Below are 20,799 nucleotides of genomic sequence, written 5' to 3'. Positions count from 1 at the left end.
CACCGTCGCCGCAGACAAGACCTGAGCCGAGTCCGGCGCTGGCGCCTGATCGGCTGACCTACCGGGTTGAGGAGGCGGCGAAGCTTCTCGGAGTTAGCAAGACGAAGGTCTGGGATCTGATCGGCGAAGGGCGCCTACCGGCTCGGAAGCTGGATGGCGTCCGCCTTATCCGCCGTGTCGATCTGGAAGCGTTCATCGACGCCATGCCGGCATCACGGGGAGGCCCGAAGGACGGATGATTTGAGTTCGCGCTACGGCTTTAGCCGTGCTCCGGTGTCTAGCTGGGCAAGCCGCCTTGCGCTGTGGCGATCTCAACCGCCTCCTGCGCGTTCGGCCCTATCGGGTGCTGATGCCGGTCGAGGAAGGCTTTGGCAGCCGCGAGTTGGTCGAGTGCCGGACCAGGCCTTCGATACTGCTCAGCCATCAGGTCGGAGGTCAGCGCGAAGGCGAGTTCCTCAGCCAACGCGGCGACAAGCGGCAGGGCGTCGGCAAGAGAGTTGCTGGCGATCATCCCGCTAGCCTATGCCTGTGCCACGATTAAATCGAGTCCACGTCACTCTTTCGTGCTGCTCGGATGCTTCTCCACCCGCACCAGATCGCGTTGCGCATACCCCAGAAATCCGCGGCGGAGGCGCTACAGGCGTTTTCCGACACTTTCCGGTAGTAGGCCCTGCCTGAACCACGAAACGCCGTCCTTGAGGCTCTGAGGGCAATTCGCGCCGAGCCGGGTAACGAAGGCGAGATCCCTTGCCCGGATTGCGCTGGCTGGCTGCGCGCTCAGCGACGGCCGCCATCGGCTCCCGGCTTCATGGCCCGCTCGACAGCCTCCATGGCGCTTTCGAAGGCCTTGGCCTCGCTGCGATGGGGTCGGTCGGACCGCTCAATCAACTTGCCGCTCCGGCGGATCGCCCACTGGAAGTGCCCCTCCGGCTTGGGCAATGGTGAGACTTCGATGGAGTAGGGGTGCGGGACTTCGTTGGCCATGGGTGCGCTATGCCAGGCTCCACGTGGTCACACCATAGCCAAAGCGGTGCGGACCCATTCTCATGAAGTGGTGATCAGCTTGCGGGCGATCTCAGCTGGCTGGGTTCCAGCCCTGGCGGCCACCCCGTGCAATCGCAACTAGGACGACCTGCCGGTATGCGTGCCACTGGTCCAGCACCTCGTGCATCAGAGAGAGCAATCTCTCGGCTTCCATGGTGTCCCACCCTTTAGCTTTGTTCTCCGTAATACGTTCAATCAGCCTACCAACACGCCGGTTTGCATCCTCGATGTGCCGATCGGCGTGTGCGAGTTCGGCTCTTTCGTTCTGAAAATCGGTCATGTGGCGGTCCTCTGCTACGAGGCAACGCATGAGAATGGATCCAGAGCCGGCAGGCGCCGGCATATGCTCCTCAGCTAAGCAGTTCAGCGCTACTTCTCCTGGCAAGCGGAATTGTCGCGCGCATGGACCGAAAGCACCCGGGGGAAGTTCACTGAGTCTGAGAGGCTTCTCTCACCACGGACAAATCCTATGAAACATGCTTTCCTCACTGCAATAACCGTGGCTGCTGCGTTTTCTCTCCTCCCAGCGACAGCCGATGCGCGTCCCGGTGGAGGCGGCTTCCGTGGCGCTGCTGGCAGCTCGGGGCTTGCTGTCGGTGGTCAACGTGGCGGCGGTGCCGTCGCAGCTGGTGGCGTCCGTCCTGCCGTTGGCAGCTTTAGCGGGCGCGGGTACGCCGGCAATCGAGGCGGCTACTACCGCGGACGGGGCTTTGGGTACGGAGCTGCCGGGCTAGGCGTGGGTCTCGGACTTGGCTTGGCCGCTGGGGGGCTCGGCTACGGGTACGGCGGCTACGATGCCGGGTACTACGGTGGTGGCTATGCTCCGGCTGGATACGGCGGGTTCGACGAAGGCTATGCACCTGCTGCGACCGACGTCACATCCGATCCTGATCAGGTGAGCTACTGCATCCAGCGCTTCCGGTCCTATGACAGGGCCAGCGGCACCTATCTCGGCAACGATGGGCAGAGGCATTCCTGCCCGTAGTCTCACTGACCAAGAAATGCCCGAAGCCCAGCGGCCGAACCCGGCTTGCTGGGCATTCTTATAAGGTCTGCAGATACAATGAATTAGCCGCGCCCAGCCCGGTTGCCGTGCGGCACCCTGCTACCGTCGGCAGAACTCTGCCTGCGTTTAATTCTGCCGACTATCCATCAAGGCTTCAGTCGCCCGGATCATCTCCTCCAGGTCGCGACCCGCCTTCGCGATCATCCGCCGGAGTGCGATGGCCCGGGCCGTGTACCGCCCGTGCTTCCAGTTCGCCCGTGCGGCCCTCTCCCGGCCCTCAGGGGTCTTGGCGCCCGTGCTGGCGCCACCATGCCGGTAGCACCGCCCGTTCGGCATCCCAGGGGCCGCGCAGGCGATCCCTGAGCGGGTGCGGGCCCCGCACCGGGGCGCCTGCCGCGCCTTGTCGAGGGCGGCCCGCCAGTTGGGTTCTTGGGGTGCGTCGTCTGATTTCACCCCTACCCCCCGACCCGCTTGCGGGACCGAGGCCCCCCGGTCACGCTCCCAGCCACCACAGCCTGAGCGCCCTCGCCGATGTGGTTGTGCTGCACCACGACGACCTGTCGCCCGCCCGAGCGCATCCGCTGCAAGGTCTGCATCCCGGCCTGATACGAGCCGGTCAGGCGCACGAAGGCCCGGGACATGCGCTCAGCCTCGACGCACGCCGCCTGGCGGGCAGACCCGAGCGACCGGCTGGCCTCCGTCATCTGCTGCTGCATCAGGGCTGCCGCTGTCATCGCCGCAACATGGGCGGTTGCGAGCTGGTGGGCGAGCATCCGTTCGAGCCCATCGGCGGCCTGGATGCTGTCGGCCGTGTCGAGGGCCATCTCCAGGGAGCCGGCATTCTTGGCGAGGTCGAGCCGATCACGGCTGGCATCGGCTGCGACGGCATCGGGGTTCGCCAGGGTGTCGAGGATCGCCGGCAGGGTATTCTCTGCGAAGTCCTCGGCCGGCATCAGCTCGCCGCCGGCAGCGCGGCGTGCATCGACCGGCAGGGGCGCACGAGCGGCCTCCTCGTACCGATCGGCGATGCCTGACGGGCCGCCTCTCTCCTCGGCCTTGATGCGAGCCACGCCAAGGAGATCGTCTCCGGACTTACGGCGCCGGGTCATTGATGCCTCGTGACTGTACAATCTGATGCGTTACATAGCATAGCCGCGGCACCGTTCATATGGAACGATGCTGATTTTATCACAATAAAACTTGACCCATCCGCCCTGATGCGCCTTACCTTTGAACCGTAGAAGAACGGATAATTAGGGTCTCAGATATGGATGACGTCGCACAGCACGACGCCGATTTTATCGGTCTAGCCGCCAGCATCGTTGGCGCTTACGTCACGAGGAATAATGTCCCAACGTCCGAGCTGCCCGGACTGATCACATCCGTGCATGCGTCTCTGAGTAGCCTCGGCCAGCCGGCGGCCGCGCCGGAGGAGGATCACAAGGTTACCGCGGCGCAGATCCGGAAGTCGGTTACCCCCGACGCGATCACGAGTTTCCTCGACGGGAAGCCGTATAAAAGCTTGAAGCGTCACCTCAACTCGCAGGGTTACACACCGGACGAGTACCGCCAGAAGTTCGGGCTCCCGCGCGACTACCCGATGGTGGCGGCTACCTACGCCGCTCAGCGCTCCGAACTCGCCAAGAGCCTCGGTCTCGGACAGATCCGGCGCGACCGGGCAACTGCGCGCAAGGCGGAAGCTGAGGCGGGCGAGCCTGCTGCACCGGCGCGGCGCGGCAGGCCGAAGAAGGTCGAAACCGCCTCGGCGGAGTGAAGTGAGCCTGCTCAACCCATGGCGGCAGGGAACTGGGCGTACCCTGCCGCTCCGAACTCTGAGCCTGATCGTGGCGGGCCTCGTGATCGCGCTCGTGGGGATCTTCTTCGCGCTTGAGGACGTGATCCCCACCCCGTTCCGGTAGGCTTCCTCGTCACGTCACAACCCAACGGATGTCTGTGTCGCCGCCCGGCTTCACTGCTAAGCGCAGGTGCCTTGCTGTTCCGATCACCCTTCAGCGAGGCTGGCGGGCCGGGTCTCCATCTGGAGGGAACGCCCCGGCCCGCCGCTACCCTGCAATCCTGGCAAGCATCTGGCTCACTTGCGCTGCGGACCATGATCCACCGCGAGCCGTGGGTACACAGCGCGTCGAGGGCTGCGAGTTGCACGAGCAACGCCTGCCAGCGCAACTCGGGCTGTGCAGTCTTCAGGCGTCGTCTGCATACGGCGGGACGTCAACAAGAGTGCCAATCAAGCGGAGCAAAGCCTGTTGCTCTGGTTTCCCGCTTCCATCGCTCAGGAAAGCTCCTAGCTCGATATGGCGCAGACGGCTACCTGACGGACCGTTGGGCTGATGGATAACAAAAGTTCTACCATCCACCGGTTCTCGCCCTAGGTACCAACAATCCCCCTTAGGATTTCTATATAATTCTCTTCGGTTTGACATTTTTTATTTCCTATAAATTATTATATGGTTTTATTTTTGAGTATCAATAATTATTTTTATGTGTCTGAACAACAGCTTCTGTTCTATTTGTGACGCCGAGTCTTCGCATGATATTTCGAACATGAACCTTGACGGTGCTTTCTTTCATTTTTAGCTCAAATGCTATTATTTTATTCGACCGGCCCGTCTGCAGCTGCTCTAGCACCGCGCTCTGGCGTGGAGTGAATTGGCTGCGAGGCGTTACAGGCTCAACAGGTTCGCAATGTTGGAATACGCAGCTAGAGGGGATGAAAATTCCTCCAGCTTGTACCACTCGTATGGCCTCAATCGCCACCTTGAGACTGACGCTGGTCGGGATATAGCCGTGTACGCCCTTATTCAGTTGTTCAACGACGCCAGCTAAATCTTCGCTGTCGCACAAAAGCACAAACCTAGCCTCGATACCGGAGCGAGAAAGAAGATCATTACGATCCTCTTCGGCTTGAGGAGTCTCGAGCGCATCACAGCATAGGATAATGATGTCTCCTTCCCTACATAATGTTTTCGACCGATCCCATTCATCGATGGATGCAAACGACATTATGGTTTGGTCATTAAATGACTTCATCAAGCATTTTTCAAGGCAATCGCGAAGCATCTTACGACTCTCAATAACATATATTGATGAATTTATATCAATATTTTTCGACGATGTGATCGTAAAATCCCTAGGTTCTTCGAAAGATAAATTTTTGTCATTACTCATATCGTCATTTATAGGCATAATCTATAATCCTATGGTTATATTTACAGATAAGTTGCTGCTGTCATGCATGTGTATCATCACCAAAATAAGTAGCATTAATAAATTATAAGTTTTTATGGCGGTCATAGATCGAACGTTTTGGGAAAAGTGCTAAATGACATTGCTCTGGGCGCGGCCTCGGTGCAGACAATTTTTCGCTTCTAACGTAGCCGCCACGCCAGCCAGCCTACTCCGCCTGACGATAGGACCTACGAGCCGTAGGCAGTGAGGCACCGGCTTGTGATCTGGATGGGGCGAGCCGGGACAAGGGGTCGGTCGAAAACTCGTCCGGCTCGCTACGGCTGCCGGCGTTCCGCATCACGACAGCCGTGCTTCTCCTGGCATTGCCATGGACAGGCGTCATTATCGAAAGCTAATGTGGCGGGGAACGAAGAAGGCCCCGCCGCCGATCGCTGCAGTCTGATATATTGAACATTTAATATCAGGCTTATTCTAATTTTTTCACAATTGTTATTTTGTTACAAAATTTTTCTGCTATCTTATATACTGCGTATTCTCAATTGACAATGATCAATTTCGTTCATTACACGCCATCAATAACGGAAAGATAATGAGACGAACTCAGAGGTCTATCTTTCGAAGACGCTGGCGCTGTCTTCATTGCATCCCGGTACGACCATGATGATCGACGAAAATCGCCGTGTTTTCCTCGTAGCTCTTGGCACTCATGGGGACATTCTCCCCGTCATCGCACTCGGCGCAGCGCTTCAGGCACGCGGCCATCAGGTATATCTTGCAGCCCCCGAACCGTTCATGCCCCTTGCCGCTCGGGCTGGCCTGTCGTTCTACGCCATCGGCACATCAGCCGACTTCGAGCGAGTGGTAAGGCAGCAAGCGCTGTGGCGCCCGATCCGGGGTGCTCGCATCATGTTCAAGGCGATCGCAGAGGCGATCGAACCGACCTATCGCTGGCTGGAGACGCAGGCCTGCCCAGGAAAAGATCTTGTGGTCGCCTCCACTCTCGCGCTCGGAGCCCGGGTAGCGCAAGAACGACTTGGGCTGTCTCTGACGACGCTTCACCTGATGCCGATGCTCGTCGAGAGCCGCTTTGCGCCACCACGATTGCCAGGTCTGCCGCTGCCCAACCTGCTGCCGGCTCGCTGGCGCCATGGGCTCAGTCGCGGTGCTGATAAGTTAGTCATTGACCCCTCTGTGCTGCCGCCGCTCAACGCATTCCGGACCAAGCTCGGGCTTGCCCCTGTAAAACGCCTAAGGAACTGGTGGCATAGCCCTGAACGAGTACTTCTTGCTGTTCCCGACTGGTACGCTAAGCCGCAAAAAGACTGGCCGGAGCAGATCCGACAGGTCAGTTTTTTACTTGCGGACACCTACGGTGACACCGCCCGCCTAGCGCCGAGCCTCCAGGCATTCTTGCACGCGGGATCAGCGCCGCTGGTCTTCACCTACGGCTCGGCAATGGCTGGCGCGCAGTCGTTCTTCGGCACTGCTGCAGAGGTGTGCCGGCTCTCGGGACGGCGAGGCATCCTGCTGACCGGCCGGGCTGACGAGATCCCCGCCGACCTACCACCTGGGGTACTGCACGTCCCTTACGCGCCGTTGAGCCAGCTACTACCTGCCTGCGCGGCGCTGATCCATCACGGGGGCGTCGGTACGGTAGCCCAGGCACTAGCGGCTAACTGCCCGCAGTTGATCGTGCCGGTGGCGTTCGACCACGCCGACGAGGCGCAGCGAGTAGTGCAACTCGGAGTTGGCGCTTCGCTTAGCCGCTGGCGCTTCAGCGTCCGCCGGGCGCGGCGCGTGATCGACGAGCTGATACGTTCCGCTGCGGTGTCAGACGCTTGCCGTCAGGCACAAATCCAGATGTCGGAGGTGAATGGGATCACGAGCGCCTGCGAGGCCATCGATGGGATGGCATCCTAAGCTGGGCGAGCCCAAAATACTTATCGTGCAGATACCTGCTGACATCGAGCCACCGAGACTAACCACCCTGAACAGAGCACCAGGGACCATAACCCGGCTGTCTAAACGGAGATCTGTGCCAACTTCAGCTGTGTGAAGTGGCGCCGGGATCGCTTAAGGCTCCGAAGCACCGACGCGGCGGGCGAGAGCGCGTCCAAGCGCCAAGAGCAGTGCGTCAACCGAACGGCGCAACCCGAGCCCTTCCGGCCCATCAAACTCGTCGATGGCTTGCCGCGTCTGGATGGCACACGCAGCCGCACGTTCGAGAGGGGTCTCGGTATCCTCCTCCGCAATAAAGAACGCGCGGTCCTCCGCCCGTCCGTCGAGCTTGCTCTCGGTGATGTCGATGACAATCCCCCGACCGGTCATACCCCCTGTCCGATCGTCACGCTCGTAGCGCCCTCGGGCAAGCACCCAACGCCGATCGCCGGGAGCGGGAAACGCGCGGTATTCGACGACGAACAAGCCGCCATGCTCCCGCACGCGGTTGAGCTTGTCGTGGAAGCCGGCGCGATCGTCGGGATGGATCACCCGAGCGTATGCAGCAAGCGGCAGGCCTTCGGCCGCCAGATTGGGATCCACGCCGAACAAGGCAGCCGCCGCCGCATCACAGACGGTGCGATCGTTGATGACGTCGGTTGTCCAAGTGCCAACCTGAGAGGCACTCAGAGCGTCAGGCACGAAGGCGAGTACGGATCGGGTGACCTGGTGCTGCATGTCTCAATCCTGCGACGCCTGCCAAGTTTGCCGAACCTACTGAGATCGAAACACCTTTGTTCCATATGTGATTGACACGCACGAGAGAGGGGCGACAGTGAGAGATAGCTTACCCTAACGTATAGACTGCCGACCAGATAGGAGGCCCTGATGAGCGCAGCATCGGTTCCATCCGAAAAGCCTCTCCCTTCCTCCGTCAGCCCGCGGCGCCTGCAACAAATAGCTGACGTGCTCGGCGTTTCTGCAGATTTCTTCAATACACCTGCTCATCCTCACATTCTGCACACAAGCGAGAATGGCACGCGCTGGCTCTTAACAATTGATACACGGGATCTACCCGTCGTTCGCTGCACATGCGGTTCAGCAGCAGGGCAGCGAACGACCGAGGAAAGCATCTCGAGCTTCCTCACGCGCGGAGCAGGCACCCCTCAGCATGAAGCGCTTGTCGCGCTCATCGACTACCTTCTCGCGATGCACCTAACTCGCTGACATTCGGATGAGCCATCCTGATCGTCTTTATGGCACTCACTCTGGCTGTGCGCTCTAAAGAAACCCGCTTCCCGAGTGCCCCTTAAAGGCGTTCGCCCGGCGGATGTACCCAACGACGGTCCGGGTGTCGCGATGCCCGGACTGATCCATGATGCGAGCGAGATCCGCCCCACGCTCCGCCGCAGTCGTGATGTAGCCGGCCCGCAGGGAGTGAGCCCCGAACGTCGAGGCATCGAGTCCGGCCGCGGTGGCGTACCGCTTCACGATGTCGGCGACAGCTTGGGTGGTGAGGCGGGCGGGGTTGGTATCCCGCATTGTCATTCGAACCCTGCCCGACCGCGACACAGGCCGGAACACGGGCCCTTCCGTGATCCCCGCCGCATCGAGCCAGTCCCGCAGCAGGGCAACCGGCCGAATGAAGCGGCCGTGCGGAATGGCCTTCTCGAACCCAGCGCCCTCTTGGTCGACCTTCGATCGCCGCACCAGCACCCGGAGCCCTTCGGGATCCTCGCGCAGGTCCGACACGTCGAGGGCAACAAGCTCCGATCGGCGGAACGCGCCAGCGAAACCGAGGGCGAGTAGAGCTCTATCCCGCTTACCGGCGAGGGTCTGGGGAACGTGCGCGAGCATGGCGGCCAGCACGTCGGCGGTTGCTGCCGCCTTCTGATCGGGTGCGGTGCCGACCTTCCGTCGGATGCCCTTCATCGTGGCCCGCACCGCCTCATCGTCTGTCGGGTCCGGCATCTTCGCCAGCTTGTGCGCGTACCGGATCGCAGCGCACCGCCGGCCAATCGTCGAGGCGGCCCGGCCGACCTCTGCCTCCGCTACCAGGAAGCCAGCTACGGCCTCAGGGCTCGCAGGCAGCGGCCGGAAGCCGTAGCGGGCGCACCAGGCCTCGAACGCCGCGGCGTCGCCTCTGTAGGCCCGCACGGTCGCATCGGCCTTGCTCGCCCGCTGGTACGCCTCGACGATGGAGGCGGCTTCGGCGGGGAGGCGGGTGGAGGTTTGCGACGCCGCGGCGCTCGCCGGCAATGCAGACGAAAACTTTTCGTCTGCATACTCGGCAGGCAGACCCGTGGGCTCGCCCGTTTCGGCGAGCGCAAAGGTCGCGGAGACCGGCTCGGCCGGGATCAAGTCGCCAAGCTGGCGACTTGCCTCAGGCTGTGGCGAGTGAGGCCGCCGGTTACCCGACATCGGCGCAGCATCCCTTCCCGGTCCCGAGCGCGTCCCCGATCATGGCGCCCATCTCCTCGTCGCCCCAGGCAGGGAGGCTCAGGTAGTGCCCCGGCCGGCGAACCATGCCGCACCAGAACCGCCCGTGCTCGAATTCCATCGCGGGGCACGGCTCCCCGTCGATCGCGCCCGGGACGAACTGACGGGCCACGCCGCAGGGCTCGGCCGCGCAGCAGAAGCCGCAGCCGTTGCAGGGTGAGCCGAACTCGGGCTTGGGCGGGGCCTTGGCGGTGATCGCCTCGACGTGCTGCCACGCCTCCTCGGACATCTCGCGGAACAGGCTGGCGGCGCTCGGGGCCGAAGCGCCGGCACGCCCGGTCCCCGGATCGGGGGAGCGCGCCGGCAACTCCCCGGCAAGGCGGGGCGAGCCTACCACGTTGGAGCCCGCGGATGAATGATAGCCTTGGCTTTGTTTCATCACCGACCCTGCGACCGCGCCCGCCTGAAACTTTCGATAATGACGCTTATCGAAAGTTACGCCCATTCATATACGCAGGCAAGGGATCATGCGGGCTTGATAGCAAGCTGGCGCGAGTTCTCCCCATCAGGGGAGCTTGCTCACCGGCTGTGCCGAGTGACGAAATCCCGAATGGCCTCCTCGCATATCTCCTGGATGGTCCGGTCCTGTTCAACGGCGATCAGCTTCAGCCGCTTGCGGGTCGGGGCATCGATCCGGGTGAGGATCTGAACCCGCTGCTCCCGCTTCGGGGCTCGGGCGACAGGCGCGGGCTCCGGCTCGGCAGCGGCCGGCTCAGGGGCAGGCACCGCGGCGGCGGGCTCGGCCGGGGCATCCTTGCGAGCGAACCGGCTGCTCAGGCTGTCGAGGGTCGGGCGCTTGGACATCACCGGGTCTCCGTCTCGCGCGGCAGCGCCGCCTCTATCTCGCGCCACAGCGCCTCAACCTCGCCGGCCGCCTTCCCGCCGGGCTCGTGCTCGTTGACCGTCGAGCCGGTCAGGATCGCGTGTGACATGCTCACCCGGTTGGCGACCGCCGTAGCCGCGACCGCGGCGCCCATGTTGGACAGCGCCGCTCTGGCCTCCGTGACGATCGCGGGTTCGGCCGCGCCCGTGCGGGGCGGGCAGTGGTTCAGGACGGCGAGCGGCGCCTTGCCGATCCGGTGCGCGAGTTCGAGGGTCGTCGCTACCGCGGCGAGATCGAGCGGCCCCGGCCGGGTTGGCACCACCACGAGATCAGCGACCCGCATCGCGTTCAAGATGCTGTCTTCGGCGTGCGGAGGCGTATCGATGATGACGCGGCCGAACCCCTCCCGGCGGGCCGCCTCGATGATGTCCGGCAACTCGCGCGCATCGGCCTCGATGAGGTTCGGTTCGTCCTCCTTCCGAAGCCGGTGCCACCAGGCAAGCGAGTGCTGCGGATCCGTGTCGAGGAGGAGCGCCGGCCGCCCCGGCGCCGATGCCAGGACAGACAGGTGCATCGCCAGCGTCGTCTTCCCTACGCCGCCCTTTCGGGCCGCTATCGCGATCACATGCACATGAGCCCCCACGCGGTCGAGATCGAAGGATGCGAGCCAATCGAGCCCACAAGCTCGGCTGTCAACAAGCTCGAATGATGCCCCAGGATCGTGAACGCGAGATTGCCAGCGAGTGAGCCCGCGCAGCATCACGGGAGCGTGACCGCGATGGATCACGATTAAGCGCAATCACACAAGCAGGCGAGCGTGCAGGCTAGGGATCCTGATAGCAGGATAGCTATGCGCTCTCGGGCTTCCGGCCTGCAAGCTGCTGGCATTCCTTGCGCGCCGCCTCGGCGCGCTCGTCGATCCATCGCGCCAGGTCGACCAGATGTACGCCCTTGGCGCACTTGTAGCTCGCCTCCATGCGGACCAGCGGCAACGCGATCTCGCCGGCTGAGATTTTCCTGACGAGCTTGTCTGGGCTCAGGTGCCAGAAGTAGTCCCGGCAGACGGCATCGATCGGGATCACTGCCGCACCGCCATACTGCGCCATGAGGAGGAAGGCGGTATTCATGAGCGGTCTCCCGGGGCCGTCTCGGCTAGATCCCTCCAGATACGGGAGGGGTTAACCCCTGGGATAAGGGGCGCCATAAGCCACCTCTCAACCGGCAGGCATCACGTGACACCGCGGACGGGCTGTGACGGTCCAACGTGGCGTTCGTGTTATGGCGAATGCCTTGCGCGACCGGAAGGCGGTGCAGACATGGATACCCGCGATCTCAAGCCCGGCGACCACGTGACCTGCCCGAGTTGCAGAGCGGCGTATGAGGTGACGGCCGACGGCTCGATCGAAAGCCGCGATGATGCTCGCTGCCGGGTATGCAGAACCATCATTGTGAAGTGGCCTCAGTTCGTTGGGCTTCGACTGATCCCGCCGGCCGAGGAAGCATCAGCCTGACTGCTGCCACCGGAAGCCTGTTCCGGTAGTGCCGAGCCACCGGCAGGCCTTTCCGGTGGTGACAGAACCCAACCGAGAAGCAAACCGAACCGGTTGCTTTGCCCCGATCGTTGCCGATCAATGGCTTAGCGGCGGTCACTGGCATCTCACTGGCAGGGCACCTGACCATCACCCCTGGTCCTGTCCCGATTGTCTCCGGGGACATCGTGGGACAGCAGCGGCAAATCCGCAGGATCTTCACGCTTCAGACGACCAAGACGCTTAAGACGACTGAGCGTCCAAATTGGACAGTTGCCGTCCGATGCCGCCCCCATACCAGCACGCGACCGCTACCGTAATCCTCCTGGACCAATCCGCAACCGGAATGCAACGGCTAACCATTGACGGGCAAGAGCACGAGGCGAGCGCCGCTTCAGAACCTATTCGGTACTGCTTCGGAAGGAGTTCCGAACTGGTTTCGAACTCGGCACGGGTGAGCGGTGCCGATGAGCGGTGCCGAAAACCCAATAGCATCAACGGTTCGGGCCAACGGGCGTTGGACAGCCGTTGAGCGCCCGCTTGAGGAAGGATGCCTGGTTAGATGCCCGTGGGGTCTGCCGGACGCACGATCCGGGGTCGGAATGGCAGCCTGTAGAGGAGGCACCCGCCTTCCAGGCGCTCAGGATGCCGAGGAGGGGAGCCGCCGGGGTTCGAGGGCTTCTCAGGCGGGCGAGAGGGCATGTCAGGCACCCTGGCGAAGGCGTGAGAGGGGCGTATTGCGATGCGGCGGCGCAAGCGTGCAGCTATCTCGTTTCGTTCTCCCCGCTCCCCCTGACCCCCGGAGATATAGATAGTAGTCCAAAATGTGGACCGGAAACCGGGTTTGTTCTGCACAGGAGCGCTGTAGTGCGTTGCCCTCATCGCAGTCCACAAATGTGGACCGGGAATGGTCCAAAATGTGGATCGGGCTAAAATCCTTCACGCATTACCCTGCGAGGGCCTTGGGGGCGGGTTGTGGCAGGGGCTCCGTGCCGCGCTTCGCCTTGCGCCTCTCGTGAACGGCCGCCCTTGCTTCTTCGACTGCCTTCTTGGCATCCTCGACGGACTTATGCCGCTGCCATTCGTCGGTGGGCTTCAATCTCTCGGCCGTGCCAATCCAAGTCAGGCGGTAGGTGCTCGGCCTGCCTTTGTCTTCACCCCAACCCATGCGCCCCGCGTCGGTGCGCTCGATGAGGCCCAGAGCTATCAACTCGGCCAGCGCAAGGGCAATCGTGCTCCGCGCCACGCCCGCGGTTTTGAAGTCCTCGTAGGTCACGGGGAGGCGGCCATTATCCGCGCCGCCGTGGGCCAGGTGCTCAAGGCCGATCCGCATCAGGATCTTCAAGGCAGGCCCCGAAACAACCTTCATGGCAGGGCTGTCAAGCATCCCTCGTCCGAGCCAGAGGAATTGATCCCTGATCGGCCCGTGCCCTTTTCTCGTCTTGCTACTGGCGAACTTGCCCGTTGAGCGGCCCGTCTTATCGACCTTCCGGCCGTACACGTGATCGCTGCCACTCACGCGGCACCTCCGGGTTGATGGGAGCCATATCGAGAAAGCTCGGCGCGGATCGCCACTTCCATGGCACCAATCTCGCGGTCGATCATCGCGGGGTCAATGCCACGCCGCTCCATCGTATCGCGCTGCTTGTCGAGTTGGATGCGCAGATAGTTGTTGCCGCCCTTCTCGCTCATCCCGGCAGCGTGTGCAGCCTGTTTGCGAATGAACGGCCTGTTCTTCGTCTTCGGGAACGGGATGACTTCGGCGCTCACTTCTCACCTCTCGGCTGGATAGGAGGAACACCAGGAAGGCGCACGATAACGCGCCTAACGCCTTGTCACACGTGACTGCACCTCGGGTAAGTGGTCACGTGGCCGTAACGCACCGTCACGTTACCTGGGACAGGTGCGGGACACTGGCGGGACACCTCCCGCGAAGGGGAATAGGGCCTTGGAGGGGCGGCACGAACCCGAACCCGGGACAGGTGCGGGACACGCGCGTGGCAGCCCTGGGGAGCCTCACGCGGCCTCGGGAACGGGCTGGATGCCCTCAAGCTCGGCGCCGATCTCGGACAGCAGCGTCTCGCTCTCGAACCGGGTCTGGAGGTTGAGCCAGAACAGGTGCGAGGTGCGGAAGTACCGGCCCAGGCGCAAGGCGGTGTCGGTGCTGATGCCGATTTCCTCCTTCACGATCCGCTCGATGCGCGAGCGTGGGAGGTTGAGCGCCTTGGCGACCGCTCCGGCGGTGAGGCCGAGCGGCACCATGAATTCTTCCCGCAGCACCTCGCCGGGATGCAGCGGCGGCAGGACCGTGACGCCCTCGGTGTCGTCGAAGGACCGCCGTAGAGCGTCGAGCGTGATGATGTCCGACATGGGTAGCCCTCTCAGTGGTAGTCCGTGAACTCGACACGCTCCGGTCCGGCATCGGTCCAGACGAAGCAGATCCGGAACTGCGCGTTGACCGCGATGGCGTGTTGCCCGGCCCGATCGGCAGTCAGCGGGTGCAGCCGGTTCGAGGTCGGGATTTTCAGGTCGTCCAGCGAGGTCGCACCGTCCAAGGCGATCAGGCGACGGCGAGCCGCCTTGAACAGGTCAGCCGGGAACCCCTTCGGGCACCGGCCCCGGAATACGGCTTCCGTCATGCGGTCGTGGAAGCTCTGGATCATCACGCCCGTCGTGTTGCATCAAGTGCAACATGTATCACTCATTGCAACATCGTCGTCAAGAGCGGGGATGCCCCTCAGTGCTCATCCCGCGTCCCGTCCGCCCGATTGCGAAAGCGGATACCGGCCCCGCCGCCGTTCTCGGGGATGAACTCAAGACCAGCCGCCTCAAGGGCGCGGCGAACATCGACTAGCGTGCGATCGTAAGGCGTGCGCTTACCTGCCTCAAAGTCGGCTAGTGTTGCGTTAGACACTCCGCTTGCCTTCGCCAACTGCTCGCGGGTCCACCCTAGGATGGCCCTCGCGCCGCGGCTCTGCCATGGCGAGATCGGTTTTTCATCTGACATTCGATATTTCGTCTTGACCTGCGTCTAAGGTCAGATATCTTATCTCACATCAGATGCGCAGCCAAGGGCGAGCCGATGTCCGCCACCCGCAAAATCGACTGGACGACCGCGATGCACGAGCTGCGCGGCAGCCGCACGCAGCGCCCGGCGGGTCTCCTCGCCGCCCAGGGGCTCATCCGAGCCACCTCCGCTAAGCGGCGCCCCCTCGTGGTTGCCGGCGCCTACGACAGGGCCGCGATCATGTCGGCCGCCATCGCCGCCGCCCGCGTCCACCAAGGCCGCACTGGCTCGACCTGGGGCGAGGCCCTGTCCGTCACCCTCAAGGCCACCTGGGCGCTCGCCAAAGCATCGCGCCTCGCCAATGCGCACTGAGGTGGCTCAGACATCGATCGCTCAGCCAGAGCGGAGAACAGAAGCCATGTCAGTCCACTCCGATGACCCCTTAGCGTTGAAGGTCCCCGCCGCGGCCAAGAAGCTCGACGTGAGCGAGCCGACCGTGTGGCGCATGATCCGCGCCGGCCGCCTGCGCGCCGTTCGGATCGGCCGCAACACCCTGATCCCTTATTCCCAACTTGTGGCCCTCGTAGAGGGTGATCAGAGCAAGGAGGTATAAAACAATCAATTCAGCGCTGCACGCGCCAGATCAACCAGCGTGCGCAGCGCATCTAGGTTTAGATCGCTAAATCTGGCCGAGAAAATCTCCCAACAACTTGCAACCCTTTCACCCAGGAGCCCCGCTCATGGTCTCGATGACGCTCGCCCTTCTGACCGTCTTGCCCGCTCGCCGCGCCTTCCTGACTGGCGCTGCGGCCCTCCTCGCCGCCCCGGTGGCGAAAGCCCCGCCCGCCATGTCGCCCGCCCCCATCCTGGCCCTGCCGGCACCCGTGGCGGTCGCCGACCCGATCCTGTCGGCCATCCGTGCCCACCGCCGGGCCTGGGCCGCCTTCCAGGTCGCTCCTGACGACGAGGCGCCCGAGGCAGAAGAAGCCGAGCACGAGGCCGCGCAGGCCCTCCTCGGCACTGCGTGCAGCACCTGCTCCGGTGCGCACGCCCTGATCGCTCACCTTCGCTGGTACGTCGCCGAGGAGGCCGACAACCTGCTAACGGCCGGGCTCGGCGGCTGTCACCTGGGCGCGCAGCTCAACGCCCGCCTCGCCGAACTCGTCCTGTTCGTCCCCGAGGCCTCGCCCCCGGCCGTGATCGCCCTCCCGGCGCCGCGTGGCCCGAGCCCGCTGCCGGCCGCGATCGAGACCCACCGCAGCGCCAACCTCGCCGTCAATCAGGCTGTGGCCGACTACGTGAAGGCCGAGGAGAACAGCGCCCCCGACGAGGCCATGACGCTCGCCATCGCCGATCGCGCGGCCGAGGAGGAGGTTGCCGCCCTCAACGCCCTGCTGGCGCTCACCCCGGCCGATGCCGAGGAGGTTCGCACCCTCGCCGCCTACCTCGCCGAGGTGGCGCAGGACTTCGACAAAGGGGCCTTCGGCGCTTGGCTGTTCGAGCGTTTCGCCGTGATGCTCGCCAACGCCAAGGCTCAGGCGTGAGGGCCGACACGATGTCCTCCGCTCCCCGCCGCACCCTGCCCGCCACCGCCCCGCAGGCGCCCCAGGCACGCAGCTACTTCCCGGCCCCTACCTACGGACGCCACGCCCCCACGCTCCCGCCCAACGAGCCCGTACCCGGCGAGACCGAGGAATGGGAGGCGGTCACCGCCGTTCGACCGGACACGCCCCACGTCCGCGCCCTGCGCTTCGTGAGCACGGCCGGCGACCTCCTCGCTGCCCTCGTCCTGATCGGCGGCGGCATGAGCCTGATCGGTCTCGCCTCGCACCTCTGACGCCGCTCCCTCGCAATCTAGCGATTTCGTAAACTTGCTATCAAGCTAACAGGAACGCTTGCTATGCCGTTCGCCCTCAAGCTCCCCCGCCGCAACCCCGACGCTCCCCGTCCGTCCCTGCGCGAGCGCTACGCCGCCCTGAAGGGCTCGGCCGCGAAGGTCATCGGCAAGCCCGCCCGGTTCACCCCGCCGAAGCCGATCGGCGCCGGGGAGCCGTCCAAGGCTCTCGTCGCGCTGATCGACGCGCACCAGCTCGCCTATGCGGCCTACCTCATCGCCCGGTCGGATTGGGCGCCCGACCTCAAAGACCTGCGGCAGGCTGAGGAGGAGGCATTCCGCGCCCTGCTGCACTCGCCTTTGCGCTCGGATGCCGACCGCGCCGCCTACGCCGTCGCTGTCATCGAGCGGCAGTCCGGCGCTCTCGGGGACCATGTTGCGACCGGACGGGATCACCCGCTGGCCGTGGCCTACCGCAGTCTCCGCTTCGGCGAGCACGCCCGGGAGCCGGAGGCGCTGCGCCACATCGGCCGCCCGGCCGAGCCCGCACCGGCTGCCGATCCGATCCTTGCAGCCATCGCCGCCAGCAAGGCAGCAACCGCAGCGTTCGACGCCTTCGAGGCGGAGCTAGAGCGCTACGGAAAAACCTCGGGGTGGGCCGCCCGCGAGGGCTATCTTTCTGATGCCGACGCGAAGGCGCAGAAGGCCGTTTGGCAGACCGTGCCGACGACGCCAGCCGGGCGCCGCGCCCTCGTCAAGTTCGCTCGCACTCAGGTTCAGCGGCGTGCCCACCCTGACGGCGACGTGGACGATAGCGCCTGGCTGCTCGGCCTGATCCTCGACGCCCTCGCAGCCATGGTCGCCGATCCGGTGGGGGCGTGGACCGCGCAAGAGCCCGCTGCCGAGGCGCAGCTAACCCCGAACGCAAGTGATCGCGCCCGCCTCTCGGCCGAGCAAATCGACCTGACCGCGCTCGACGTGTTCCAGCTCTCAGCCCTGTTCGAGGCGTTCCAGGTCGCGAAGTTCACGTGGGAAGGCGTTGGCGCCCGAACCTACGCCTATGAGGAGGGGCTGCACGGCGAGCGCCACGCAACCGAATTAGCCGAGGTGGCGGAGTTCGAGGAAACACGCGCCGCTTGGATCATCGACCGCCTTGAGCGCGAGATCGTGAGCCGTAAGCCGGAAGATGACGTGCAGCGCGACGAAATCCTGACGGTCCGCACTCAGCAGGAATTCATGTCAAACGGGCGCATTCACGATAACGCGCTGTTGCTCGACATCTCCCGCGCCTGGATCGTCTAGGCGTCCTCTACCCCTCTCCCTGTCACCGTCTTTCAATCCGCCCCGGCCTCTTCGGTGCAACCATGGAGCACGCCCGTGCCCTCTCTCAACCTGCGCAACGTCCTCCGCCGCGACCCTGACCGCCCGACCCTCCGCCAGCGCGCCGCAGCGCTCAAGACCGCCGCCACCAAGGCGATCCGCCGGCCGGAGCAGTCGACCTCACCGACCGCGAACCAGCAGGTAGACCCGCACATCGCCCTCCTGCCCGCCCTGCGGCAGGCCTTCGCCTGGACACGGGATGCGGCGCCGTTCGTCGATGAGCCTTCGTCCTCGCCAGAGGGCCGCGCCTACACCGCCGTAGCGCATCACTGCTGGGGCCTGTCGAGCCGCATCATAGCCATGCCGTCGCCGGCCACCCCTGCGGGCCTCGGCGCCCTGGCCTTGGCTCTGACGGTTTGGGCTGAAGGCTCGATCGGGAAGGCGGAGAACGACGGGCTCGATCACGAGCGGTATCCCGAGGAGCGGCGCCTTGCGGCGGCTGTCCGGGCGATGATGTCGGTTGCGGGCATCGATCCGCTGCCGGGATGGGTCGGCTTCGGAGACGAGCCGGGCAGCGATGATGCCTGGCAGGCCATGGTGAGGCGGCAGGGCCATGGCTCCCTCCCGGCATGGGCGCTCGCCGGCAAGTCCGGCCCCGACGGCGCGTCGGAGGCCTGATCCGTGTCGAACGTCCTCACCTTCCAGCCGCGCCCTCGCCCGATCGCCCCGCAGGACGCACAGGCAGCCTTCCGCGAACAGATCGAGGTGGCGGCGCAAGCCGCCCTCGACACCGCCGACAAGCTGATTGCGATCCTCAACGAGATGGACGGCGATCCGGACCTTGAGGACGGCGCCGACGACGAGCCGCCCCCTTGGCGCCCCTGAGGACCACGCCTCGCAGGTGATCTGGCTGCGCGGATCCGACCTCGACCTTGAGACCACCACCCCGGAGAACCGCGCGTGAAGATCGCTACCACCGCCCGCCTATCCCTCGCTCTCGGCCAGCCCCACGGCGTTGCCTTCGGGCTGATGCGCCTCCGTGCCATTCAGCGCCAGGTGCTCGCACGGGCTGGTCACGAGGCCGGAAAGGGCAACGTCGTCACCGCTGCCGTTCTCATCGTCCTGTACCTGGCGGGCTGCTGATGCAGACATAATCCCCACCAGCGCAGCCCGACGGGATGCTAACCAGGTCGGTGATCGGAGTGATCAGCAGTTCTGGCGATATCGACTGCCGGCCTCGTTTCGTTGAGATGTTCCGCCATGAAGCGCTCGAAGGTAGCGCGATCCTCGGCGCGCTTCAGCTTATCAACGAAGCTCCCGAAGTCTTGGAGGCGGGTTTCGAGAGCTTGGCGCTGCGCCTCGATACGGCTGATCTCAATATCACGCCATTCATCAAAGGCGGTGTTGCCGCTGGTACGTACCGACGTGAACCGAGGCCGCTCGCGAATTGCAGCGCCGCGCTCAAAAGGTCGGCGCAAACGTTCAAAGCCCGGAAGGCCAGACAGCCTGAGATCGTACCGCCCAAGCGCCTGCCGCGCCACGAGGACAAGGCCGGCAAAGCCACCGATGTAGAGGGCATCATGGATGAAGGGCATGATGGGCATATAAGGGCTCCTTGCGGGCGTATCGGCGCCAGTGACGATGGCCGGAGCATGCCATCGCCTCCCCGATGCAGCCTGAACCGGTCGGTTCAGTTTGAGTTAAGCTTTCCGGCATGAACGCATGGCCGATCCCGTGCTGCGGGCGGGGATACGGAGGTGGTCAGCCTGGCGCGGTTGGCTGGCGGCGATGTGCGAGAGTTCGGTACCTCAAGGTTGATGGCCGGGTAACCAATTCCCATCATCCTGCGATGGGCCTTGTCGCGTATCGGCCCCGCGCCCCGTCAGGCCACCCGGCCTGACGGGGCTCGCTGTGTCAGCGTCCCTCGCTCGCTCATAGGCTTTCTGGATCAGGCCCGTCTCGAACGGGTCGCTCGGTCTCAGGTGCCGAGCCGACGGGTAGCCCTGGGCGCATCGCGCTCTCGATGATGGCCTCCCACGACTTCCCCTGCTCCCTCAGAAACTCGATCGAGGGGCCGAGATCGTTTCCGTACACCCGGACCGTCCGCTCGTAGATCCGAGTGCGGTAAGGCTCCGGCGTTAAAGCTTTGAAGTGGGCAGCCAGGCGAAGGCGCTCCGCATGCACGTCTCGAGCGATGGTCTCGGCCGGCACGCCGTCGCGCTTCATCTCGGCCACGCGCCCGCACAGATTGCGCACGGCGGTCTCGTAACTGGCGCGGATGTTCATAGGTGCGGCTGCTCGACGGTGCCTCGTCGATCATAGGTTCTGTTGCGCCAGATTGGCGACAGCTTTCGAAGACGGCACGCCCCGCCCGGCCTTATGGCCGGCGAGGCTCGCCTTGTCCCTTATACAGGCCCGCAGATCAGGCCGGGTCGTTCTCTTTCGGGTCGAAGGGCTTGTCGCGCTCATTGTCGGGCGATTGCGCGTCTGGATCGAGCCGGCCATCAATAATGCGGTCGCCGGTCTGAGGTTTCGGCTCCTGGCCATCCTCGTTCTTGGGCTTCTCGTCGGGCATGGGTGTCTCCTCTCGGA

At 64.0% G+C, this 20,799-nt stretch carries 34 protein-coding genes; 14 read left to right on the top strand and 20 right to left on the bottom strand.

Going from position 1 to position 20,799, the window contains the following annotated elements; all coding sequences use genetic code 11:
• On the top strand, positions 1-239 hold a 239-nt coding region (locus A5481_RS32235), incomplete at its 5' end, for a helix-turn-helix domain-containing protein (RefSeq protein WP_082984906.1).
• A 38-nt stretch (positions 240-277) separates the two neighbouring features.
• Here the strand turns inward: A5481_RS32235 and A5481_RS07600 are convergent.
• The 3 genes from A5481_RS07600 to A5481_RS33355 form a co-directional block, all read right to left on the bottom strand.
• Positions 278-511: a hypothetical protein gene (locus A5481_RS07600; protein WP_048436660.1), complete on the bottom strand. Its 234-nt coding sequence runs from the start codon at positions 509-511 to the stop codon at positions 278-280.
• A 266-nt stretch (positions 512-777) separates the two neighbouring features.
• A complete protein-coding gene (locus A5481_RS07595) occupies positions 778-984 on the bottom strand; it encodes a hypothetical protein (RefSeq protein ID WP_048436661.1) in 207 nt (68 codons plus the stop codon).
• A gap of 91 nt (positions 985-1,075) precedes the next feature.
• The gene (locus A5481_RS33355) at positions 1,076-1,324 is read right to left on the bottom strand and encodes a hypothetical protein (protein WP_156312097.1); all 249 of its coding nucleotides are present in this window, start codon (positions 1,322-1,324) and stop codon (positions 1,076-1,078) included.
• A gap of 189 nt (positions 1,325-1,513) precedes the next feature.
• Between A5481_RS33355 and A5481_RS32230 the strand changes: the two genes are divergently transcribed.
• Positions 1,514-2,029: a BA14K family protein gene (locus tag A5481_RS32230; RefSeq protein WP_082173488.1), complete on the top strand. Its 516-nt coding sequence runs from the start codon at positions 1,514-1,516 to the stop codon at positions 2,027-2,029.
• A 147-nt stretch (positions 2,030-2,176) separates the two neighbouring features.
• On the opposite strand, the gene A5481_RS35680 is transcribed toward A5481_RS32230, so the two are convergent.
• Together A5481_RS35680 and A5481_RS07580 are read right to left on the bottom strand one after the other, a co-directional pair.
• Positions 2,177-2,503, bottom strand: coding sequence for an HGGxSTG domain-containing protein (locus tag A5481_RS35680; RefSeq protein WP_280818904.1), 327 nt, complete (start codon positions 2,501-2,503; stop codon positions 2,177-2,179).
• 2 nt (positions 2,504-2,505) lie between these two features.
• On the bottom strand, positions 2,506-3,159 hold the full coding sequence (locus A5481_RS07580) for a hypothetical protein (protein WP_048436640.1): 654 nt from the start codon (positions 3,157-3,159) through the stop codon (positions 2,506-2,508).
• Between the two features lie 158 nt (positions 3,160-3,317).
• On the opposite strand from A5481_RS07580, the gene A5481_RS07575 reads away from it, so the two are divergent.
• Together A5481_RS07575 and A5481_RS34950 are read left to right on the top strand one after the other, a co-directional pair.
• The gene (locus tag A5481_RS07575) at positions 3,318-3,824 is read left to right on the top strand and encodes a Ros/MucR family transcriptional regulator (RefSeq protein WP_048436639.1); all 507 of its coding nucleotides are present in this window, start codon (positions 3,318-3,320) and stop codon (positions 3,822-3,824) included.
• A gap of 1 nt (position 3,825) precedes the next feature.
• Entirely contained in the window at positions 3,826-3,969 is a 144-nt protein-coding gene (locus A5481_RS34950; protein ID WP_210179213.1) for a hypothetical protein, read from the top strand.
• A gap of 565 nt (positions 3,970-4,534) precedes the next feature.
• Here A5481_RS34950 and A5481_RS32220 read toward each other — a convergent pair.
• Entirely contained in the window at positions 4,535-5,254 is a 720-nt protein-coding gene (locus A5481_RS32220; RefSeq protein WP_082173483.1) for a response regulator transcription factor, read from the bottom strand.
• Between the two features lie 660 nt (positions 5,255-5,914).
• On the opposite strand from A5481_RS32220, the gene A5481_RS07570 reads away from it, so the two are divergent.
• Positions 5,915-7,177, top strand: a complete 1,263-nt coding sequence (locus tag A5481_RS07570; RefSeq protein WP_245239134.1) for a glycosyltransferase — start codon at positions 5,915-5,917, stop codon at positions 7,175-7,177.
• Between the two features lie 153 nt (positions 7,178-7,330).
• Here the strand turns inward: A5481_RS07570 and A5481_RS07565 are convergent, their stop codons facing one another.
• Positions 7,331-7,933, bottom strand: coding sequence for a PAS domain-containing protein (locus tag A5481_RS07565; protein WP_048436638.1), 603 nt, complete (start codon positions 7,931-7,933; stop codon positions 7,331-7,333).
• A 150-nt stretch (positions 7,934-8,083) separates the two neighbouring features.
• On the opposite strand from A5481_RS07565, the gene A5481_RS33350 reads away from it, so the two are divergent.
• Positions 8,084-8,422: a hypothetical protein gene (locus A5481_RS33350; protein WP_156312095.1), complete on the top strand. Its 339-nt coding sequence runs from the start codon at positions 8,084-8,086 to the stop codon at positions 8,420-8,422.
• Positions 8,423-8,476: 54 nt separating this feature from the next.
• Here the strand turns inward: A5481_RS33350 and A5481_RS07560 are convergent, their stop codons facing one another.
• The 10 genes from A5481_RS07560 to A5481_RS32215 form a co-directional block, all read right to left on the bottom strand.
• Positions 8,477-9,556 (bottom strand): site-specific integrase, encoded by a 1,080-nt coding sequence (locus A5481_RS07560; protein WP_245298630.1) that lies wholly within the window; start codon positions 9,554-9,556, stop codon positions 8,477-8,479.
• A 49-nt stretch (positions 9,557-9,605) separates the two neighbouring features.
• Positions 9,606-10,031 carry a hypothetical protein gene (locus A5481_RS07555; protein ID WP_156655612.1) on the bottom strand — a complete coding sequence of 142 codons (426 nt, stop codon included), beginning with the start codon at positions 10,029-10,031 and terminating at the stop codon, positions 9,606-9,608.
• A gap of 182 nt (positions 10,032-10,213) precedes the next feature.
• The gene (locus tag A5481_RS07550; RefSeq protein WP_048435891.1) at positions 10,214-10,498 is read right to left on the bottom strand and encodes a hypothetical protein; all 285 of its coding nucleotides are present in this window, start codon (positions 10,496-10,498) and stop codon (positions 10,214-10,216) included.
• Positions 10,498-11,277 carry a ParA family protein gene (locus tag A5481_RS07545; protein ID WP_082173332.1) on the bottom strand — a complete coding sequence of 260 codons (780 nt, stop codon included), beginning with the start codon at positions 11,275-11,277 and terminating at the stop codon, positions 10,498-10,500. The genes A5481_RS07550 and A5481_RS07545 overlap by 1 nt, the downstream gene beginning before the upstream one ends.
• Positions 11,278-11,365: 88 nt before the next feature.
• Positions 11,366-11,644: a pyocin activator PrtN family protein gene (locus A5481_RS07540; protein ID WP_048435889.1), complete on the bottom strand. Its 279-nt coding sequence runs from the start codon at positions 11,642-11,644 to the stop codon at positions 11,366-11,368.
• A 1,348-nt stretch (positions 11,645-12,992) separates the two neighbouring features.
• Positions 12,993-13,565 (bottom strand): hypothetical protein, encoded by a 573-nt coding sequence (locus tag A5481_RS07535; protein WP_156311991.1) that lies wholly within the window; start codon positions 13,563-13,565, stop codon positions 12,993-12,995.
• Positions 13,562-13,816 (bottom strand): DUF6074 family protein, encoded by a 255-nt coding sequence (locus A5481_RS07530; RefSeq protein ID WP_048435888.1) that lies wholly within the window; start codon positions 13,814-13,816, stop codon positions 13,562-13,564. Before A5481_RS07530 ends, A5481_RS07535 begins: the two co-directional genes overlap by 4 nt.
• A gap of 246 nt (positions 13,817-14,062) precedes the next feature.
• Positions 14,063-14,416, bottom strand: coding sequence for a HigA family addiction module antitoxin (locus A5481_RS07525; RefSeq protein ID WP_048435887.1), 354 nt, complete (start codon positions 14,414-14,416; stop codon positions 14,063-14,065).
• Between the two features lie 11 nt (positions 14,417-14,427).
• The gene (locus tag A5481_RS07520; RefSeq protein WP_048435886.1) at positions 14,428-14,709 is read right to left on the bottom strand and encodes a type II toxin-antitoxin system RelE/ParE family toxin; all 282 of its coding nucleotides are present in this window, start codon (positions 14,707-14,709) and stop codon (positions 14,428-14,430) included.
• A gap of 74 nt (positions 14,710-14,783) precedes the next feature.
• Positions 14,784-15,053 (bottom strand): helix-turn-helix domain-containing protein, encoded by a 270-nt coding sequence (locus A5481_RS32215; RefSeq protein ID WP_167350088.1) that lies wholly within the window; start codon positions 15,051-15,053, stop codon positions 14,784-14,786.
• Positions 15,054-15,128: 75 nt separating this feature from the next.
• On the opposite strand from A5481_RS32215, the gene A5481_RS07515 reads away from it, so the two are divergent.
• The 8 genes from A5481_RS07515 to A5481_RS07480 all read left to right on the top strand — a co-directional run bounded on the left by A5481_RS07515 (position 15,129) and on the right by A5481_RS07480 (position 19,350).
• On the top strand, positions 15,129-15,425 hold the full coding sequence (locus tag A5481_RS07515; RefSeq protein ID WP_064503855.1) for a hypothetical protein: 297 nt from the start codon (positions 15,129-15,131) through the stop codon (positions 15,423-15,425).
• 46 nt (positions 15,426-15,471) lie between these two features.
• Positions 15,472-15,666, top strand: a complete 195-nt coding sequence (locus A5481_RS07510; RefSeq protein ID WP_064503854.1) for a helix-turn-helix domain-containing protein — start codon at positions 15,472-15,474, stop codon at positions 15,664-15,666.
• A gap of 127 nt (positions 15,667-15,793) precedes the next feature.
• Positions 15,794-16,597 (top strand): hypothetical protein, encoded by an 804-nt coding sequence (locus A5481_RS07505; protein ID WP_064503853.1) that lies wholly within the window; start codon positions 15,794-15,796, stop codon positions 16,595-16,597.
• A gap of 11 nt (positions 16,598-16,608) precedes the next feature.
• Positions 16,609-16,890, top strand: coding sequence for a hypothetical protein (locus A5481_RS07500; RefSeq protein ID WP_064503852.1), 282 nt, complete (start codon positions 16,609-16,611; stop codon positions 16,888-16,890).
• A 63-nt stretch (positions 16,891-16,953) separates the two neighbouring features.
• Entirely contained in the window at positions 16,954-18,189 is a 1,236-nt protein-coding gene (locus A5481_RS07495) for a hypothetical protein (RefSeq protein WP_048432606.1), read from the top strand.
• A 75-nt stretch (positions 18,190-18,264) separates the two neighbouring features.
• Positions 18,265-18,885: a hypothetical protein gene (locus A5481_RS07490; RefSeq protein WP_048432605.1), complete on the top strand. Its 621-nt coding sequence runs from the start codon at positions 18,265-18,267 to the stop codon at positions 18,883-18,885.
• A gap of 3 nt (positions 18,886-18,888) precedes the next feature.
• Positions 18,889-19,092: a hypothetical protein gene (locus tag A5481_RS07485; protein ID WP_245238690.1), complete on the top strand. Its 204-nt coding sequence runs from the start codon at positions 18,889-18,891 to the stop codon at positions 19,090-19,092.
• Between the two features lie 75 nt (positions 19,093-19,167).
• On the top strand, positions 19,168-19,350 hold the full coding sequence (locus tag A5481_RS07480; RefSeq protein ID WP_048432604.1) for a hypothetical protein: 183 nt from the start codon (positions 19,168-19,170) through the stop codon (positions 19,348-19,350).
• Between the two features lie 38 nt (positions 19,351-19,388).
• On the opposite strand, the gene A5481_RS07475 is transcribed toward A5481_RS07480, so the two are convergent.
• From A5481_RS07475 to A5481_RS33345, 3 genes are all read right to left on the bottom strand, one after another.
• Complete coding sequence (locus A5481_RS07475; RefSeq protein ID WP_048432603.1) at positions 19,389-19,811, bottom strand: DUF2852 domain-containing protein; 423 nt, start codon at positions 19,809-19,811, stop codon at positions 19,389-19,391.
• Positions 19,812-20,139: 328 nt separating this feature from the next.
• Positions 20,140-20,493 (bottom strand): hypothetical protein, encoded by a 354-nt coding sequence (locus A5481_RS07470; RefSeq protein WP_048432602.1) that lies wholly within the window; start codon positions 20,491-20,493, stop codon positions 20,140-20,142.
• A 136-nt stretch (positions 20,494-20,629) separates the two neighbouring features.
• Positions 20,630-20,782: a hypothetical protein gene (locus tag A5481_RS33345; RefSeq protein ID WP_156311742.1), complete on the bottom strand. Its 153-nt coding sequence runs from the start codon at positions 20,780-20,782 to the stop codon at positions 20,630-20,632.
• Positions 20,783-20,799 lie beyond the last annotated feature (17 nt).

Source organism: Methylobacterium platani, from assembly GCF_001653715.1.
Classification (GTDB): domain Bacteria; phylum Pseudomonadota; class Alphaproteobacteria; order Rhizobiales; family Beijerinckiaceae; genus Methylobacterium; species Methylobacterium platani.
This window is presented reverse-complemented; position numbering and strand designations above follow the sequence as displayed.

Bases quoted from the DNA above. Each gene is read 5' to 3' on its own strand.
- A5481_RS33350 (WP_156312095.1), top strand. From the start codon at position 8,084: ATGAGCGCAGCATCGGTTCCATCCGAAAAGCCTCTCCCTTCCTCCGTC.
- A5481_RS07595 (WP_048436661.1), bottom strand. From the start codon at position 984: ATGGCCAACGAAGTCCCGCACCCCTACTCCATCGAAGTCTCACCATTG.
- A5481_RS07545 (WP_082173332.1), bottom strand. From the start codon at position 11,277: ATGCTGCGCGGGCTCACTCGCTGGCAATCTCGCGTTCACGATCCTGGG.
- A5481_RS07600 (WP_048436660.1), bottom strand. From the start codon at position 511: ATGATCGCCAGCAACTCTCTTGCCGACGCCCTGCCGCTTGTCGCCGCG.
- A5481_RS32220 (WP_082173483.1), bottom strand. From the start codon at position 5,254: ATGCCTATAAATGACGATATGAGTAATGACAAAAATTTATCTTTCGAA.
- A5481_RS07515 (WP_064503855.1), top strand. From the start codon at position 15,129: ATGTCCGCCACCCGCAAAATCGACTGGACGACCGCGATGCACGAGCTG.
- A5481_RS07540 (WP_048435889.1), bottom strand. From the start codon at position 11,644: ATGAATACCGCCTTCCTCCTCATGGCGCAGTATGGCGGTGCGGCAGTG.
- A5481_RS33355 (WP_156312097.1), bottom strand. From the start codon at position 1,324: ATGACCGATTTTCAGAACGAAAGAGCCGAACTCGCACACGCCGATCGG.
- A5481_RS07495 (WP_048432606.1), top strand. From the start codon at position 16,954: ATGCCGTTCGCCCTCAAGCTCCCCCGCCGCAACCCCGACGCTCCCCGT.
- A5481_RS07505 (WP_064503853.1), top strand. From the start codon at position 15,794: ATGGTCTCGATGACGCTCGCCCTTCTGACCGTCTTGCCCGCTCGCCGC.
- A5481_RS07525 (WP_048435887.1), bottom strand. From the start codon at position 14,416: ATGTCGGACATCATCACGCTCGACGCTCTACGGCGGTCCTTCGACGAC.
- A5481_RS07565 (WP_048436638.1), bottom strand. From the start codon at position 7,933: ATGCAGCACCAGGTCACCCGATCCGTACTCGCCTTCGTGCCTGACGCT.
- A5481_RS07470 (WP_048432602.1), bottom strand. From the start codon at position 20,493: ATGAACATCCGCGCCAGTTACGAGACCGCCGTGCGCAATCTGTGCGGG.
- A5481_RS07510 (WP_064503854.1), top strand. From the start codon at position 15,472: ATGTCAGTCCACTCCGATGACCCCTTAGCGTTGAAGGTCCCCGCCGCG.
- A5481_RS07570 (WP_245239134.1), top strand. From the start codon at position 5,915: ATGATGATCGACGAAAATCGCCGTGTTTTCCTCGTAGCTCTTGGCACT.
- A5481_RS33345 (WP_156311742.1), bottom strand. From the start codon at position 20,782: ATGCCCGACGAGAAGCCCAAGAACGAGGATGGCCAGGAGCCGAAACCT.
- A5481_RS07475 (WP_048432603.1), bottom strand. From the start codon at position 19,811: ATGCCCATCATGCCCTTCATCCATGATGCCCTCTACATCGGTGGCTTT.
- A5481_RS32230 (WP_082173488.1), top strand. From the start codon at position 1,514: ATGAAACATGCTTTCCTCACTGCAATAACCGTGGCTGCTGCGTTTTCT.
- A5481_RS07575 (WP_048436639.1), top strand. From the start codon at position 3,318: ATGGATGACGTCGCACAGCACGACGCCGATTTTATCGGTCTAGCCGCC.
- A5481_RS07580 (WP_048436640.1), bottom strand. From the start codon at position 3,159: ATGACCCGGCGCCGTAAGTCCGGAGACGATCTCCTTGGCGTGGCTCGC.
- A5481_RS07500 (WP_064503852.1), top strand. From the start codon at position 16,609: ATGTCCTCCGCTCCCCGCCGCACCCTGCCCGCCACCGCCCCGCAGGCG.
- A5481_RS07550 (WP_048435891.1), bottom strand. From the start codon at position 10,498: ATGTCCAAGCGCCCGACCCTCGACAGCCTGAGCAGCCGGTTCGCTCGC.
- A5481_RS07520 (WP_048435886.1), bottom strand. From the start codon at position 14,709: ATGATCCAGAGCTTCCACGACCGCATGACGGAAGCCGTATTCCGGGGC.
- A5481_RS32215 (WP_167350088.1), bottom strand. From the start codon at position 15,053: ATGTCAGATGAAAAACCGATCTCGCCATGGCAGAGCCGCGGCGCGAGG.